Here is a 16,806-nt window from a genome sequence, read left to right on the forward strand (position 1 = left end):
GGCCCAGGGAGCCTGCCTTGCCATCCGCAACCATCGTCCTTTCGGTACCACAACACCGGGATCGTGAAGCAGGAGAGGCAGAAGAGGCATCGCGCTGGGGCGAACTCGCCCGAGAAATCGGCTGCGACGCGCTGCTCGCCGAAGGGCGTGTGCCGCTGTTCGGCCCGAACGGCACCGACGCCGACGAACGCTTCGCGGTTCCCGAGGGGGTCGCCGTCTATCGCGAAGTCGATCTGGCGCGATTCCCGCTCGATCATCCGCTGGTTGTGTCACATCCCGAAGCATTCACGATCCGACGCGAGAGCGCCGAGGCAGTCATCGACCCGCGCCGGCCGATGCCCGCCGCCGGCGAGGCGCTGGCGCGGCTGCGCAATGCCGAGACCGCTGAAATCGTGATTGCGCCGATCGCCGAGGCGCTGGCGCGGCTTGTCGATCGGGGCGTCACCGGCTTCCGCTTGCTCGAGCCGCAGCGGCTCGCGCCCGAGCTGATTGCTGCGTTGCGGGCGCGGTTGCCGGGCATTCGGCTGATCGCGGGACCGCTTGCCGGCGATCGCAATCGCGCGCGAGCCTTGGCGGAGGCGCTCGACCATCTCGTCTCCTCCTTCGCTTGGTGGGACTATCGCGCCAGTTGGCTGGTCGAGGAGCGCGAGGCGCTTTGCGGCGCCGCGCCGCTGCTTGCCGAACTGCGCCCGGATGCCTCGATCCCCGAGCGTGCGTTGGGTGCTGCGGCTGCGACCGCCGACGGGCTGATCCTGCCCGCCGAGCTGCTGCACACGCCGCACCTGCGCGTAGCAGCGGTCAGAGCGGTTCGCCAGGCGAGAGCGCTTGCCGAGTTCAGCGGCGGGATGCGGCAGCTCACCGGGCCTGCCGCGCCGGTGACCGCACTGCTGCGCGCCGATGCGCCCGATCTGCGGGAGGCTGGGCAGGCCGCCGTGATCCTCATCAATTCAAGTGCCGAGACCTCCGATGTCCCCTCGCTTCCCGCAGTGCTGCAGCCCGCCGGAATTGCCCTGTGCGACTTCGAGAGTCTCGACGGCGACGGAGCGCCGGACGCGCCGCTCGGCCCGGGCGAGGTGCGGGTGCTGAAGGGAAGCCGAGCAGCGAGCGTCATTCTGCCGTGCAAAACTGCCGGCGATGCCGCCGAGGCGCGCGACTGGCCGCGGCTCGTGGTCGAGGAAGTGACCCCCAGCGTCGATGGGGGCGATTTCGCCGTAAAGCGCGTGGTCGGCGATACGCTCACGGTTCGCGCGACGATCTACACCGATGGGCATGAGCAGCTTGCAGCCGAACTCCGTTGGCGGGCAGCGGATGCGAAGGGCTGGAGCACGGCGCGGATGGCTCCGCTGGCCAATGATGTGTGGCAGGCCGAATTTCCGCTCGAGCGGCTCGGGCGCCACGAATTTTCGGTCGAAGCGTGGCTCGATCGCTACGGTGGCTTTCGCCGGGATCTGGCGAAGAAGCGTGCCGCCGAAGTCGACCAGCCCGTAGACCATGCCGAGGGCAGGGCGCTGATCGAAGAGGCGATGCAGCGCGCGAAGGGCCGACAAGCCACGGCGCTCAAGAGCGCCTTGCGCCGTGCGGAAGCGGCCCCCGATCTGGAAGCCAGCGCCGAGGCGCTGCTCGACGAGGATCTCGCCGCGCTGATGAACGCAGTCGACGATCGGCCGCACGCGCTTCGTTCGCCCGTGCAGCGAGTGGATGCCGAGCGAATCGCGGCCCGCTTCTCCAGCTGGTACGAGCTGTTTCCGCGTTCGCAGACCGACGAGAAGACCCGCCACGGCACCTTCGCCGATGTGATCGGCCAACTGCCGCGCGTGCGCGAAATGGGATTTGACACGCTCTATTTCCCGCCGATCCATCCGATCGGCAAGACCAATCGCAAGGGCCCCAACAACACGCTGACTCCGGGGCCCGACGATCCGGGCAGCCCCTATGCCATCGGCAGCGCCGAAGGCGGGCACGACGCGATCCACCCCGAACTCGGCAGCTTCGAGGATTTCGATCGGCTGGTGGCCGCGGCGCACGAGCATGGGCTGGAGATCGCCCTCGATTTCGCGATCCAGGCATCGCCCGATCATCCGTGGCTCGGCGAGCATCCCGGCTGGTTCGCGTGGCGGCCCGACGGCAGCATGAAATATGCCGAGAACCCGCCGAAGAAATATCAGGACATCGTCAACGTCGATTTTTATGGCCCCGACGCCGTACCCGGCCTGTGGACCGCGCTGCGCGACGTGATCCTGCTGTGGGTCGAGCATGGCGTGAAGACGTTCCGCGTCGACAATCCGCACACGAAGCCGCTGCCGTTCTGGGAGTGGATGATCGCCGACGTGCGCGCCCGGCATCCCGAAGTGATCTTCCTGTCCGAAGCGTTCACGCGGCCGACGATGATGTACCGGCTGGCGAAGGCCGGATTCTCGCAGAGCTACACCTATTTCACCTGGCGCGATCGCAAGCACGAGCTGATCGACTATGTCACCGAGCTGACGACGACGGCGCCGAAGGAGTTTTATCGCCCGCACTTCTTCGTCAACACGCCCGACATCAATCCCTTCTTCCTTCAGACATCGGGGCGGCCAGGCTTCCAGATCCGCGCGGTTCTTGCCGCGACGCTCTCCGGCCTGTGGGGCGTCTATTCGGGGTTCGAGCTGTGCGAATCCGAGCCGCTGGGTCCGGGCAAGGAAGAGTATTCCGACAGCGAGAAGTTCGAGGTTCGGCCACGCGACTGGAATACTCCGGGCAACATCGTCGAGGATGTGACGCTGCTCAACCGGCTGCGGCGCGCCCATCCTGCGCTGCAGACGCATCTCAACACGCGCTTCTACGAAGCGCACAACGACAACATCCTCTGGTATGGAAAGCCGGCGCCCGACGGCAGCGAGATGATCGCGGTGATGGTCAACCTCGATCCGCATCACGCTCAGGAATGCGATTTTGCGGTGCCGCTGTGGGAGTTCGGCCTGCCCGATGACGGGACAATCCAGGTCGAGGATCTGCACCAGGGGCATCGCTTCGCCTGGCACGGCAAGTATCAGCACACCCGGATCGCGCCCGATCTCCCCTATCGCATCTGGCGCCTGTTTCCGGAGGATCGGGCATGAACGCGCCCGCGCAAACCGCCACCGGGGCTGCGGCGATCACCGCTGCCGACGACCCCTTGTGGTACAAGGACGCCGTCATCTACCAGCTCCACGTCAAATCCTTCTTCGATTCCAACAACGACGGAATCGGTGACTTCGCGGGGTTGATGGCGAAGCTCGACTATATCGCCGATCTGGGCGTGACGGCGATCTGGCTGCTGCCCTTCTACCCCAGTCCGCGCCGCGACGACGGCTACGACATCGCCGAGTATCGCGACGTCAGCCCCGATTATGGCACGATCGAGGATGCGCGCCGCTTCATCGATGCGGCGCACGAGCGCGGTATCCGCGTCATCACCGAGCTGGTCATCAATCACACCAGCGATCAGCATCCCTGGTTCCAAGCGGCGCGCAAGGCGCCTCCGGGCAGCCCGGAGCGCGACTTCTACGTCTGGTCGGACGATGACAAGCTCTATTCGGGCACGCGGATCATCTTCCTCGATACGGAAAAGTCGAACTGGACCTGGGACGACGAGGCCCAGGCCTATTTCTGGCACCGCTTCTATAGCCATCAGCCCGATCTCAACTTCGACAATCCCAAGGTGCTCGAGGAAGTGCTGTCGGTGATGCACTTCTGGCTCGACGCCGGGATCGACGGGCTGCGGCTCGACGCGATTCCCTACCTGATCGAGCGGGATGGCACGTCGAACGAAAATCTGGCCGAGACGCACGACGTCCTGAAGAAGATCCGCGCCGATCTCGACGCGCATTATCCGGATCGCATGCTGCTCGCCGAAGCGAATATGTGGCCGGAGGATACGCAGCAATATTTCGGCGGCACGCCCGACGGCGCCAGCGACGAATGCCACATGGCGTTCCACTTCCCGCTCATGCCGCGCATGTACATGGCGGTGGCGCAGGAGGACCGTTTCCCGATCACCGACATCATGCGCCAGACGCCCGATATCCCCAGCGATGCGCAATGGGCGATCTTCCTGCGCAACCATGACGAGCTGACGCTCGAAATGGTAACCGATGCCGAGCGCGACTATCTTTGGAACACCTATGCCGCCGACCGGCGTGCGCGAATCAATCTCGGCATCCGGCGCCGCCTCGCGCCGCTGATGGAACGCGACCGGCGTCGCGTCGAGCTGATGAACGCGATGCTGCTCACCATGCCGGGGACGCCCGTACTCTATTACGGCGACGAGATCGGCATGGGGGACAATATCTTCCTCGGCGATCGCGACGGCGTGCGCACGCCGATGCAATGGTCGCCCGATCGCAACGGCGGGTTTAGCCGCGCCGATCCCGCCTCGCTCACGCTGCCCGCGATTCAGGATCCGCTCTACGGCTATGAGGCGGTGAACGTCGAAGCACAGGAGCGCGACCGCCACTCGCTGCTCAATTGGGTGAAGCGGATGCTGGCCGTGCGCCGCGAGCATCAGGCGTTCGGCCGCGGCAGCCAGACTTTCCTGCGGCCGGCGAACCGCCGCATCCTCGCCTATCTGCGCCAGCACGAGGGCGAGACGATCCTGTGCGTCGCGAATCTCTCGCGCACCGCCCAGGCAGTCGAGCTCGACTTGAAGCAATTCGAAGGGCGCACTCCGATCGAGCTTTCGGGCGGGGCGGCATTTCCCAAGGTGGGGCAGTTGCCCTATCTTCTCACGCTTCCGCCCTATGGCTTCCTCTGGTTCGAACTGACCGACAGCGAGGCGCCCGAATGGGCCTCGGCCGCGCCGGGAAGCGAAGTGGAGCGGCACACGTTCGTCCTGCGCCGGTCGCTGGGAGAGATTGCGAGCGGCACGAACAAGGACGTCCTCGAACGCGACGTACTGTGCGATTATGTGCGCCAGCGCCGCTGGTTCGGCGCCAAGGACGAGCAGATCGCAAACGTGCGGCTGTTGAGCGCCACGCCGATGCCCGCCGCCGACGATCTTCTGCTCGGCCAGATCGCAGTCGAGACGGACAGCGGCGAGGCGACCTATATGCTGCCGCTCGGCATCGCCTGGGAAGGCGAGGGGCAGGGGCCCTATGCCTCAAATCTGGCAATCGCGCGGGTGCGGCGTGGCCGTACTGTCGGCCTGCTGACCGACGGATTCGCCCTGGGGGACTTCGCGCGTTCGGTGCTGACCGGCATGCGGCATGGAACGACACTGCCGGTGCACAGCGGGGAGATCCGGTTCGCCGCCACGCCGGAATTCGATCTGTCGCCTGATGACGAGGCCGAATGGATCGCCGCCGAGCAATCGAACAGCACAATGATCGTCGGGCGCAAGGCCGTGCTCAAGCTGCTGCGGAAGGTGGCGCCGGGCGTGCATCCGGACGTCGAGATGGTCCGCTATCTGACGCGCAACGGCTATGCCAATGTGCCGGCGATCCTGGGAACAGTGACTCGGACCGAGGGCGACGCCGAGACGCTGATGATGCTGGCCCAGGCCTTCGTCTACAACCAGGGCGACGGCTGGGAGTGGACGCTGGGGACGCTTGGAAGGCTCCATACCGATACCGACTGGAGCTTCTCCAACTATGTGAACTTTGCCGAGAATCTTGGGCAGCGGCTCGCGGAAATGCATGGCGTGCTCGCGCGGGAGAGTGACGATCCCGCTTTTGCGCCGGAGCCGATGTCACTCGAGGATGCCGACAAGCTGGGCGGGCGGATCAAGGGCGAAGTCGACAAGGCTCTGGGCCGCCTGCGCGGAGCGACGCTCGACGATACCGCACGCGGCCATGCCGAACGCCTGTTCGAGCAGCGCGATGCGTTGATCGACCGGATCGGCGAAGCTGCGCGGCTGGCTGTCGGCCGATCACGCACGCGCATTCACGGCGACCTGCACCTCGGGCAGGTGCTGGTCACCGGCAACGACGTGATGCTGATCGATTTCGAGGGCGAGCCGACGCGGCCGCTCGCCGAACGCCGGGCGAAGGACCTGCCCGAGCGCGATGTGGCCGGGATTCTTCGCTCGTTCGATTATGCGGCCGCGGTGGCCGAGCGCGATCGGCCCGCGGGCGCGGAGACTTGGGAGGTTCGCGCCGAAGAGGGGGCAGCGATGTTCCGGGTGCGCGCGAACGACGCATTCCTCGCAGGGTATCGCTCGGCGGCGGCCGAGGGCGCGACCACGGACGCGTTGCTCGACCTCTTTCTGCTCGAAAAGGCGGCGTATGAAGTCGCCTATGAAGCCGCGAACCGGCCGGACTGGATCGGCGTGCCCGTTGCCGGCCTTGCCGCCGCGGCCGCCAATTTGCTCGACAAGGAGACCGCATGACCGCATTCGACGAGATGCTGGGATCGGCGGCGTCCGCACTGCTCGAGGGCAGGCTGCACGATCCCTTTTCGCTCCTGGGCCCCCACCGCAGCGGCGACACGCTGGTGGTCCGCACCTTTCAGCCGGGTGCCGAGGCGGTGTCGCTTCTGGCGCGCGACACGGGCGAATCGATCGGCGCGCTCGACGAAGTGGCGCCGGGTGTGTTCACCGGCTCGCCGTCGCGCGACACGGCCTATCTGCTCCGTATCTCCTGGCCCGGCGGAGTCGAGCAGGAGACCGAGGATCCCTATGCCTTTGGCACGGTGCTCGGCGACCTCGATCTGCACCTGTTCGCCGAAGGAAGGCATCTGGAGCTTGCGCGCGTGTTCGGGGCGCAGCCGCGCGTGCTTGACGATGTTCCGGGGGTGGCGTTCTCCGTCTGGGCGCCGAACGCGCGGCGCGTGTCGGTGGTCGGCGATTTCAACAATTGGGATGGGCGACGCCACCCGATGCGGCTGCGCCATTCAGCCGGTGTCTGGGAGCTGTTCGTGCCGCGGCTGGGGCCGGGCACGCGCTACAAATTCGAAGTCGCCGGTGCCGACGGCAGCATCGTCCAGAAGGCGGATCCCTGTGCGCGCCAGACCGAGCCGCCGCCCGCGACCGGATCGGTCGTGGCGCCGCCGCCCGACTATCGCTGGACCGACGAGGACTGGATGGAGGAGCGCGCGCGCCGCCACGCTCCGGACGCGCCGATCAGCGTCTATGAGGTTCATGCCGGATCCTGGATGCTGGCCGACGGCGAGGGACAGCGCACGCTCGACTGGGCCGGGCTGACCGACAAGCTGATTCCCTATGTCGCGGACATGGGCTTCACGCATGTCGAGTTGTTGCCGATCATGGAGCATCCGTTCGGCGGTTCCTGGGGCTATCAGCCGCTGTCGCAATTCGCGCCCTCGGCACGGTTTGGCCGGCCCGAGGACTTCGCCGGGTTTGTCGATGCGTGTCACCGCGCGGGCATCGGCGTGATCCTCGACTGGGTGCCGGCGCATTTCCCCACCGACGCGCACGGGCTTGCCCGCTTCGACGGGACACACCTCTACGAACATGCCGATCCGCGCGAGGGCTTTCACCAGGACTGGAACACGCTGATCTACAATCTGGGGCGGCGCGAAGTCTCCGGCTTCCTGCTCGCTTCGGCGGTGTGGTGGCTGGAGACGTTCCATGTCGACGGGCTGCGCGTCGATGCCGTCGCGTCGATGCTCTACCGCGACTACAGCCGCAATGCCGGCGAATGGGTGCCGAACGTCCATGGCGGGCGCGAGAATCTGGAGTCGGTCGATTTCCTGAAGGCGATGAACGGCATCGTCGCCGATCGCTGCCCCGGCGCCGTCACCATCGCGGAGGAATCGACTGCCTGGCCCGGCGTTACCGCCCCGCTTGCCGACGGCGGACTCGGTTTCGGCTACAAGTGGAACATGGGCTGGATGCACGACACGCTCACCTACATCGAGCGCGACCCGGTCCATCGGCGCTGGCACCATGGCGAGCTCAGCTTCCCGATGGTCTATGCCTATTCGGAGAAATATCTCCTGCCGATCAGCCATGACGAAGTGGTGCATGGCAAGGGGTCGCTATGGAATAAGATGCCGGGCGACCGCTGGCGGAAGTTCGCCAACCTGCGCGCCTATCTGGCGTTCATGTGGACGCATCCCGGCAAGAAGCTGCTGTTCATGGGCTGCGAGTTCGCGATGGAGCAGGAGTGGAACCACGATGAATCGCTGCCCTGGGGCCTGCTCGATTCTCCGGAGCATGCGGCAGTCCAGCGGCTGGTACGCGATCTCAATCGGCTCTACGCCGCCGAGCCGGCGCTGCACGCCCGCGACTGCGAGCCCGGCGGATTCCGATGGCTGACTGCGGACGACGCCGAGAACAGCGTCTATGCGTTCGTCCGCAGCGGCGGCGATGGCGCTCCACTCGCCGTCGCCCTGAATCTGACGCCCGAGCCGCAGCGCGACTATCGCATCGGCCTTCCCCACGGCGGCGCCTGGCGCGAGGTGCTGAATTCGGATGCGGCGCATTATGGCGGCGCGAACATCGGTAACGGCGGAGTCGTCACCGCCGACGGCGGAGGGATGCATGACCAGCCGCATTCGGCCGCGATAACCTTGCCCCCCCTCGGCGCGATCCTGCTGCGCCATGAAGGAGCCCCTGCTTGACTCTGCTGCCGCGCCGGCTGGAACCCGGTATGCCCTATCCGCTCGGAGCGACCTTCGACGGGCTGGGCGTCAATTTCGCCGTCTTCTCCGCCAATGCCGACCGGATCGAGTTGTGCCTGTTCGAACCGAGCGGTCGCCGCGAGATCGCGCGCTATGAGCTGCCGGAATGGACCGACGAGGTGTGGCACGGCTATCTGCCGGATGCGCGCCCTGGCCTGCTGTATGGCTTTCGCGCGCACGGCCGCTACGACCCCGAGGCGGGCCACCGGTTCAATCCGAACAAGCTGCTGCTTGATCCCTATGCCAAGAAGCTGGCGGGCGAGTTGCGCTGGACCGACGCGCTGCACGGCTATCGCGTCCGTTCGTCGCGCAAGGACCTGAGCTTCGACCGACGCGACAGCGCGGCGGCGATGCCCAAGGCCGTGGTTGCCAGCACCAGTTTCGACTGGACGGGCGACACGCTGCCGAACACGCCATGGTCCGACACAGTGATCTATGAAGCGCATGCCAAGGGGCTGACGAAGCTGCTGGAGGATGTGCCGGCGCGCGAACGCGGCACATTCGCCGCGTTGTCGCATCCGAAGGTGATCGCGCATCTGCAGCGGATCGGCGCGACCGCGATCGAGCTGCTGCCGATCCATTCCTTCGTACAGGACCGGCGGCTGCAGGAGGCCGGCCTCACCAACTATTGGGGCTACAACACCCTGAGCTTCTTTGCGCCCGAGCGGCGCTACATGGCCAGCGACGATGCGGACGAACTGCGCATCGCGATCCGACGGCTGCATGCGGCAGGGATCGAAGTGATCCTGGACGTGGTCTACAATCACACGGCGGAAGGAAGCGAGCTTGGTCCCACCTTCAACTTCCGCGGACTCGACAATGCCACTTACTATCGGCTGATGCCGGACGAGCCTCGCTATTGCGTAAACGATACGGGCACCGGCAACACGCTCGACCTCAGCCATCCGCGCGTGCTGCAGATGGTGGCGGATTCGCTGCGCCATTGGGCGCAGAGCTTTCACGTCGACGGGTTTCGGTTTGATCTGGGAGTGACGCTGGGCCGCGACGGACACAATGGCTTCGATCCGCGGTCCGGCTTTTTCGACGTGCTGCGCCAGGATCCGGTGCTGAACGGCCTGAAGCTGATCTCCGAACCTTGGGACATCGGCCCGGGTGGCTATCAGCTCGGCAACCATCCGCCCGGGTTTGGCGAATGGAACGACAAGTTCCGCGATTCCACCCGCCGCTTCTGGCGCGGCGACAGCGGTATGCGACCCGAATTCGCCAACCGCATCTCCGGATCGGCCGATCTGTTCGATATGCGCGCGCGGCGACCGTGGGCGAGCATCAACTTCGTGACCGCACATGACGGCCAGCCGCTCGAGGACGTGGTCAGTTACGAAGAGAAGCACAACGAAGCCAATCTGGAAGACAACCGCGACGGCCATTCGGAGAATTACTCGTGCAACTGGGGCATCGAGGGGCCGACCGACGATCCCCGGGTCCGCGAGCTGCGCGATCGCGTGAAGCGTTCGATGCTGGTGACGCTGTTTGCGTCGCTGGGCACGCCGATGCTGCTCGGCGGCGACGAGTTCGGCCGGACCCAGCATGGCAACAACAATGCCTATTGCCAGGATAACGAGATCAGCTGGTTCGACTGGTCGCTTCTGGAGAGCGATTATGGCCATGCGATGAGCGATTTCGTGCGGCGGCTGACGGCTGTCCGCCGCCATTACCCGCTGGTCCGCGCCAATCGCTTCCTCCACGGCGAAGTGGAAGTGGCGCCGGGCATTCTCGACATCGACTGGTTCGACGAGCGCGGCGAGCATCTTTCAGAGGACGACTGGCACAATCCCGAGGGGCGGGCGCTGGTGGTGCGGCGAACGCGGCGCAAGAAGAACGGCGACCTGGAGGCCGTGACGATGCTGATGAACGGCTCGCACGAGCCGCTCGTTTTCCACCTCCCGCCGCCGCTGCTGAGCCGGTTCCTGGTGATCGACAGCGCCGACCCGCAGGCGCCCGAACGTGCGGTCGGCGAGACAATCGAAGTTCTCGATCGTGCCGCGATGCTGATCGTGGGGACGGATCCGCCGTGATGCAGCGCTGGGGTCCTGAATGGCTCGAGGACGGCAGAGCATGTTTCCGGCTGTGGGCACCTGACCGCACCGCCGTGACACTGGAGCTCGCCGGAGGCGAGCGCGTGCCGATGGAGCCGGCCGGTGACGGCTGGTTCGAGGCGGTCGCTGTTGCATCCGCCGGTGCGCGCTATCGCTTCTCGCTGGAGCCGGGCCTTGCTGTCGCCGATCCCGCGTCGCGTGTGCAATCGGGCGGCGTCCACGGCTGGAGTGTTCTCGTTGACCCGGAACGCTATTCGTGGCGCTGCACCGAATGGCGCGGCCGACCCTGGGAAGAAGCAGTAATCCAGGAAATTCACGTAGGCGTGGCGGGCGGCTTCGCCGGGGTGGCGGAGATACTGCCCGAGCTGGCGGATCTCGGCGTCACTGCGATCGAGCTGATGCCGGTGGCGGCGTTCAGCGGTACGCGCAACTGGGGTTATGACGGTGTGCTGCCCTATGCCGTCGCCGAAAGCTACGGCAGCCCGGACGCGCTAAAGGCGCTGATAGACCGGGCTCACGAACTGGGCCTGATGGTGCTGCTCGACGTGGTGTACAATCACTTCGGCCCCGACGGGAATTACCTCGGGGCCTATGCCTCCCGCTTTTTCGACTCCCGCACCGAAACGCCCTGGGGCGGAGCGGTCGCCGTGTCCGAGCCGGCGGTGCGGCGGTTTTTCATCGACAATGCAAGGATGTGGCTGGAGGAATACCGCTTCGACGGGCTGCGCTTCGATGCCGTTCACGCGATCGGTGACACGGGCTTTCTGGACGAGATGGCAGCCGAGCTTCGCGCGGCTGTGCCAGAACGACATATCCATCTGGTGCTCGAAAACGAGCATAACGACTCCGATCGGCTGAAGCCCGGCGGCTATGACGCGCAGTGGAACGATGATTTCCACAACGTTCTGCATGTGCTGCTGACCGGCGAGAGCGAAGGCTATTACGCAGGGTTTGCCGACGAGCCGACGGCGAAGCTCGCCCGCTGCCTGGGCGAAGGATTCATCTATCAGGGCGAAACGCCCCCCGGCAGCGATCAAGCCCGTGGCAAGCCGAGCTCCGCGCTGCCGACCACGGCCTTCGTAGCCTTCCTCCAGAACCACGATCAGATCGGCAATCGCGCGATGGGCGAACGACTGACGCTGCTTGCCGACGCCGGCAAGCTGCGCGCGGCGACTGCATTGCTGCTTCTCTGTCCGCAGATCCCTCTGCTGTTCATGGGTGACGAAAGCGGCAGCCGGTCTCCCTTCCTGTTCTTCACCGATTTTCACGACGCGCTTGCCGATGCCGTCCGCGAGGGCCGACGGCGCGAGTTCGCCAAATTCGCTGCCTTTGCCGATGCGGAGGCACGGGCGCGCATTCCCGATCCGAACGATGAGGACACGTTCCTGCAATCGGCACCGCGGCCCGGACCGGACGCGGGCGAGTGGCAGGCGCTGTACCGCGAATTGCTCGCCCTGCGGCGGCAGGCAATCGTTCCAAGGCTGAAGGGTGCGCACGGGCTCGGGGCCGAGGTGCTCGGCACGGGAGCAGTCGCGGCGCGCTGGCGAATGGCCGATGGCGCGGAGTTGGCGCTGGCGGTGAACCTCGGCGAGGCGGACGTCCGCTTTCCCCGGCTGCCGAGCGAACCGCTGTTCGCGCTGAGCGAGCCCGGTGCACCGAGAAGCTTCGCAGCATGGCTGACCCCGTGAGCGAGCTCGATCGGCTCGCCGCCGCCGTGGGGCTCCAGCGCGACTGGGAGGACGCGAGCGGAAAGCCGCAGCGCGTTTCGGACGAGGCGCTGCGGCGCGTGCTGACCGCCCTGGGGCGCCCCGCCGAAACCGCTGCCGATATCTCCCGCAGCCTCGAAGAACAGGCGCAGGAGGAAGACGACTGCCGTTTCCTCTCCGCCGACGCCGGATCGCCGGTGCCGCTGCCCGGCGGATGCGCGGCCTCCGGTGAAGCCGAACTCCTGCTGGAGGATGGCGGCAGCCGGCGCCTGGCGATCCGCTCCGGCCGGGACGGCGCAATGCTGCCTCCGATCACCGAGACCGGCTATCACCTGCTGCGGATCGGCGATCGCGAGCTGCGAATTGCCGTGGCGCCGGTGCGCTGCTTCGGCGTCGGCGATGTGGCGCAGGGCCGACGACTCTGGGGACCGGCCGTGCAAGTGCCGGCATTGCGCGACGGGCGCGACACCGGATTCGGCGATTTCGGTACACTCGCTGCGTCCGCCGAGGCGTTTGCCCGGCGCGGAGCCGATGCTTTGGCGATCAGCCCGACTCACGCGCTGTTTCCGGCGGATGCACGGCGCTTCAGCCCCTATGCACCTTCGAGTCGCTTGTTTCACAACATCCTGTTCGGCGATCCCGCGCTTGCCGGGCACGCCGCACCGACTGCCGCCCCGCGCGATCTGATCGGTTGGGAGGAAGCGATTCCCGAGCGGATCGAGGCACTCCGCGCAGCGTTCGCGGGTGCATCGGAGCCGGTTCTGGCTGCGGTCCCCGAGTGGCGCCGCTCGAAAGGCAGGGAACTGGAGCGGCATGCGACCTTCGACGCGCTCCACGCGCACTTCCACGCCTCGGGTGCGCACGGCTGGCAGGATTGGCCCACCGGCTATCGGGATCCCGAGAGCGAGGCGGTCGCGGCCTTTGCTGCGGAGCATCGCGACGAAGTCGACTTCTACGTCTTCGCGCAGTGGCTTGCCGCGCAGAGCCTGACCGCGGCGCAGGAGCGGGCGACGGGCGCAGGCATGGCGCTGGGGCTGATCGCCGATCTCGCGGTCGGGATGGATGCAGGCGGCAGCCACGCCTGGAGCCGGCGTGACGAGCTGCTCACCGGGCTCTCCATCGGAGCGCCGCCCGACCCGCTGGGGCCGGACGGGCAGGATTGGGGCATCACCGGCTTTTCGCCGAGCGGACTGCGGCGGACCGGCTTCGACGCCTTTATCGCGACCCTCCGCGCGGCGCTCGATCATGCCGGGGGCTTGCGGATCGATCATGCGCTGGGGCTGCGGCGGCTGTGGGTCGTGCCGCATGGTGCCAGCTCGGCCGAGGGGGCATATCTCCGCTACCCGCTCGACGACATGCTCCGCATCCTGGCACTTGAATCGCAGCGCGCGCGCGCGATCGTGATCGGCGAGGATCTCGGCACCGTTCCCGAAGGGCTGCGGCCGAAGCTGGAGGCGCGGGAGATTCTCGGCATGCGCGTACTTTGGTTCGAACGGACGCGCAGCGGCGGCTTCGTGGCGCCCGAGCGCTGGCGGCCGCAGGCGGTGGCGATGACGGGCACCCACGACCTGCCGACCGTGGCCGGATGGTGGAGCGGGCGCGACATCGAATGGGCGTGGGAACTCGGCCGACGGTCCGAAGCCGCCGATGAGGCGACCGCGCGCTCCGACCGCGCGAAGGAGCGAACCCGGCTTTGGGACGCGTTTTGTGCTTCCGGCGCCGCCGAGGGGCCGGAGCCGCCTGCCGCTTCCCCAGAGCCGGCCGTCGACGCCGCGCTGGCGCATGTCGGTGCGACTCCCTGCACGCTCGCGCTGGTGCCGATGGAGGATGTGGTCGGCGCCGTCGAACAGCCGAACTTGCCCGGCACAATCGACGAGCATCCGAACTGGCGCCGGCGCATGCCGCGGGCGACCGAGGCCTTGCTCGCCGAACCCGCCGTCGATGCGCGGCTGGAGCGGCTGAACTTGGAGCGCCGACGATGACACCGCGCGCGACCTATCGGCTTCAGCTCCATCGCGATTTCGGTTTTGCCGATGCCGAGGCGCTGGTCCCCTATCTCGACGCACTCGGCATCAGCCACATCTATGCCTCGCCGATCACGATGGCGGCACCGGGATCGATGCATGGCTATGACGTCGCCGATCCGACGCGGATCAGTGCGGAGCTGGGCGGCGAGGCGGGCTTCCGCAGCCTGGTCGCCGCGCTGCGTGCGCGCAACATGGGTATCGTGATCGACATCGTGCCCAATCACATGGGCGTCGCGGGCGGCAACAATCCCTGGTGGAACGATGTGCTGCGAAACGGCCGCAACAGCCGCCACGCATCATTTTTCGATATCGACTGGCGCGAGAAGCTGTTGCTTCCGATCCTCGGCGCACCGATCGACACGGTGCTGGCGGAGGGGCAGATCGGCGTCGTCGAGGAGGGGGGCGAGCCGGTGCTGCGCGTCTATGACAGCCACCGCGTACCCATCCGGCCGGAGGACCATGCGGCGGCGCGCGTCGGCGCGTCGTTGCGCGAGCTGCTCGATCGCCAGCATTATCGCCTCGGCTGGTGGCGGCAGGCGAACGATGACCTCAATTGGCGGCGCTTCTTCACGATCAACGATCTCGCCGGGCTGCGCATCGAGGATTCGGAAGTGTTCGAGGCGGCGCATGCACTCTACTTCCGCCTCTGGGGCGAGGGTCTGATCGACGGGCTGCGGATCGATCATGTCGACGGCCTGACCGACCCCGCAGGCTATTGCCGGCAGCTGCGCGCGCGGATCGACTCCATTCCGCGGCCGGCCGATGCGCCACAGGGTTCCGCCTGGATCGTGATCGAGAAGATCCTTGCGCCGGGGGAGCCGCTAGCGCGCGACTGGGGCGTGGACGGGACCAGCGGCTATGACTTCATGGCCGATGTCGGCGCACTCTTGCACGATCCGGCAGGAGAGGCGCCGCTCACGCGCCTGTGGGAATCCATCAGCGGCGAAAGCGGCAGCTTCGAGGACGCCGAGCTGCGCGCGCGGCAGGAAATGCTGTCCTGGTCGTTCGAGGGGCAGTTGCGCGCCTGCGTCGAGAGCTTCCTGGCGCTCGCGAAGACGGCTCCGGAGACGCAAGGCCTCACCGGTGGCATGCTGCGTCGAGCGATCGAACGGGCGCTGTGGGTGTTTCCGGTCTATCGAACCTATGGCACCGGAAAGGCGGCGCCCGCCGCCGATGCTTCGGTGCACGACGCCGTGCGCCGAGGCGCGGCGCGCTTCACTCCGCCGGGCGAGGCCGAAGTGCTCGAGCGGCTGCTCGGCTGGCTTGCGGGCGAGGGGCCCGGCGATCTTGCGCGCGCGTCCGAAGCCGTTCGCCGGTTCCAGCAACTCTCCGCGCCGGTCGCGGCGAAGTCGGTCGAGGACACTGCCTTCTATCGCTACGGCCGGCTGCTGTCGTCGAACGAAGTCGGCTCCGATCCGGCGCGGTTCGCCATGGCGCCCTCAGCGTTTGCCGACGCGATGGCAGAGCGCGCGTCCAGCTTTCCGCATGCGATGCTCACCACGGCTACGCATGACCACAAGCGCGGCGAGGACGTGCGCGCGCGGCTGGCCGCGCTGAGCGAGCTGCCGGAGGAATGGGGCGCCCGCGTCTCCGTCTGGGAGAAAGCGAGTGGCGGAGCGCAGAGCGGCATCGCGGGAGCCGACCGGTATATGCTGTATCAGACGCTCTACGGCGCCTGGCCCAGCGATCTTGCTCCCGACGACCGCGCCGGCTGCGCGGCCTTTGCAGTGCGGGTGAACGGCTGGCAGGAAAAGGCGCTGCGCGAAGCGAAGCTGCGCTCCTCATGGGAGGCGCCGGATGCGGCCTATGAGGCCCTATGCCGAGAGTGGATCCTGACGCTGCTCGACCCGAGTCGTTCGGCGGGCTTTCTGAGTGACCTGGACCAATTCGTCCGCCACATGATGGCGCCGGCACGCGCGAACGCCCTGGTGCAGGCCGCACTGCGCTGCATGCTTCCCGGCGTGCCCGATCTGTACCAGGGTGCCGAGCTCGACGATCTCAGCCTTGTCGACCCCGATAATCGGCGGCCGGTCGATTACGCGCTGCGCCGTGCCGTGCTCGCTTCGCCGCAGCACGCAGCGTGCGGCGACCGGAAGCTGCGGATCATCGCGCAGCTGCTGGACCTGCGCCGACGCCATCCCGAGCTGTTCGCGACGGGCGACTTCGTGCGCCTCGAAGCGGTAGGCGAGCGCGCGGCCCACCTCTTCGCATTTGCACGGACGCACGAAGGAGTGACGCTCACGGGTGCGGTTGCGCTTTACTGTGCGCGGGAGACGGGGGGCGGCACGGCGTTGGTGCCTGCGCCCGCCTGGTGGGGCGACACGTATCTGGTGACTCGCTCCGGCGAACGATTGGCTGCCGCCGAGCTTTTCTGGGATGCACCGGTATTCGTGTCGGTGGAGAGCTGACGCGGACCTG

The 16,806-nt window shown here is 67.0% G+C and carries 7 protein-coding genes; all 7 read left to right on the plus strand.

Annotated elements, in window-relative coordinates; translation table 11 throughout:
- The first annotated feature begins 17 nt into the window (after positions 1-17).
- From ACQ450_RS01350 to treY, 7 genes are read left to right on the plus strand one after another with little or no spacing between them, the layout of a single operon-like run.
- Positions 18-3,098, plus strand: coding sequence for a maltotransferase domain-containing protein (locus ACQ450_RS01350; RefSeq protein WP_431470201.1), 3,081 nt, complete (start codon positions 18-20; stop codon positions 3,096-3,098).
- Positions 3,095-6,343: a maltose alpha-D-glucosyltransferase gene (treS, locus tag ACQ450_RS01355; RefSeq protein WP_431470202.1), complete on the plus strand. Its 3,249-nt coding sequence runs from the start codon at positions 3,095-3,097 to the stop codon at positions 6,341-6,343. The genes ACQ450_RS01350 and treS overlap by 4 nt, the downstream gene beginning before the upstream one ends.
- The gene (gene glgB / locus ACQ450_RS01360) at positions 6,340-8,538 is read left to right on the plus strand and encodes a 1,4-alpha-glucan branching protein GlgB (protein WP_431470203.1); all 2,199 of its coding nucleotides are present in this window, start codon (positions 6,340-6,342) and stop codon (positions 8,536-8,538) included. The genes treS and glgB overlap by 4 nt, the downstream gene beginning before the upstream one ends.
- Positions 8,535-10,634 carry a glycogen debranching protein GlgX gene (gene glgX / locus ACQ450_RS01365; protein ID WP_262503939.1) on the plus strand — a complete coding sequence of 700 codons (2,100 nt, stop codon included), beginning with the start codon at positions 8,535-8,537 and terminating at the stop codon, positions 10,632-10,634. Before glgB ends, glgX begins: the two co-directional genes overlap by 4 nt.
- A complete protein-coding gene (gene treZ, locus ACQ450_RS01370) occupies positions 10,634-12,343 on the plus strand; it encodes a malto-oligosyltrehalose trehalohydrolase (RefSeq protein WP_431470204.1) in 1,710 nt (569 codons plus the stop codon). Before glgX ends, treZ begins: the two co-directional genes overlap by 1 nt.
- Positions 12,328-14,343, plus strand: coding sequence for a 4-alpha-glucanotransferase (malQ, locus tag ACQ450_RS01375; RefSeq protein WP_431470205.1), 2,016 nt, complete (start codon positions 12,328-12,330; stop codon positions 14,341-14,343). Before treZ ends, malQ begins: the two co-directional genes overlap by 16 nt.
- On the plus strand, positions 14,340-16,796 hold the full coding sequence (gene treY, locus ACQ450_RS01380; RefSeq protein ID WP_431470206.1) for a malto-oligosyltrehalose synthase: 2,457 nt from the start codon (positions 14,340-14,342) through the stop codon (positions 16,794-16,796). Before malQ ends, treY begins: the two co-directional genes overlap by 4 nt.
- Positions 16,797-16,806: the final 10 nt, after the last annotated feature.

This window comes from Sphingosinithalassobacter sp. LHW66-3 (assembly GCF_050703275.1).
GTDB lineage: Bacteria > Pseudomonadota > Alphaproteobacteria > Sphingomonadales > Sphingomonadaceae > Sphingomonas.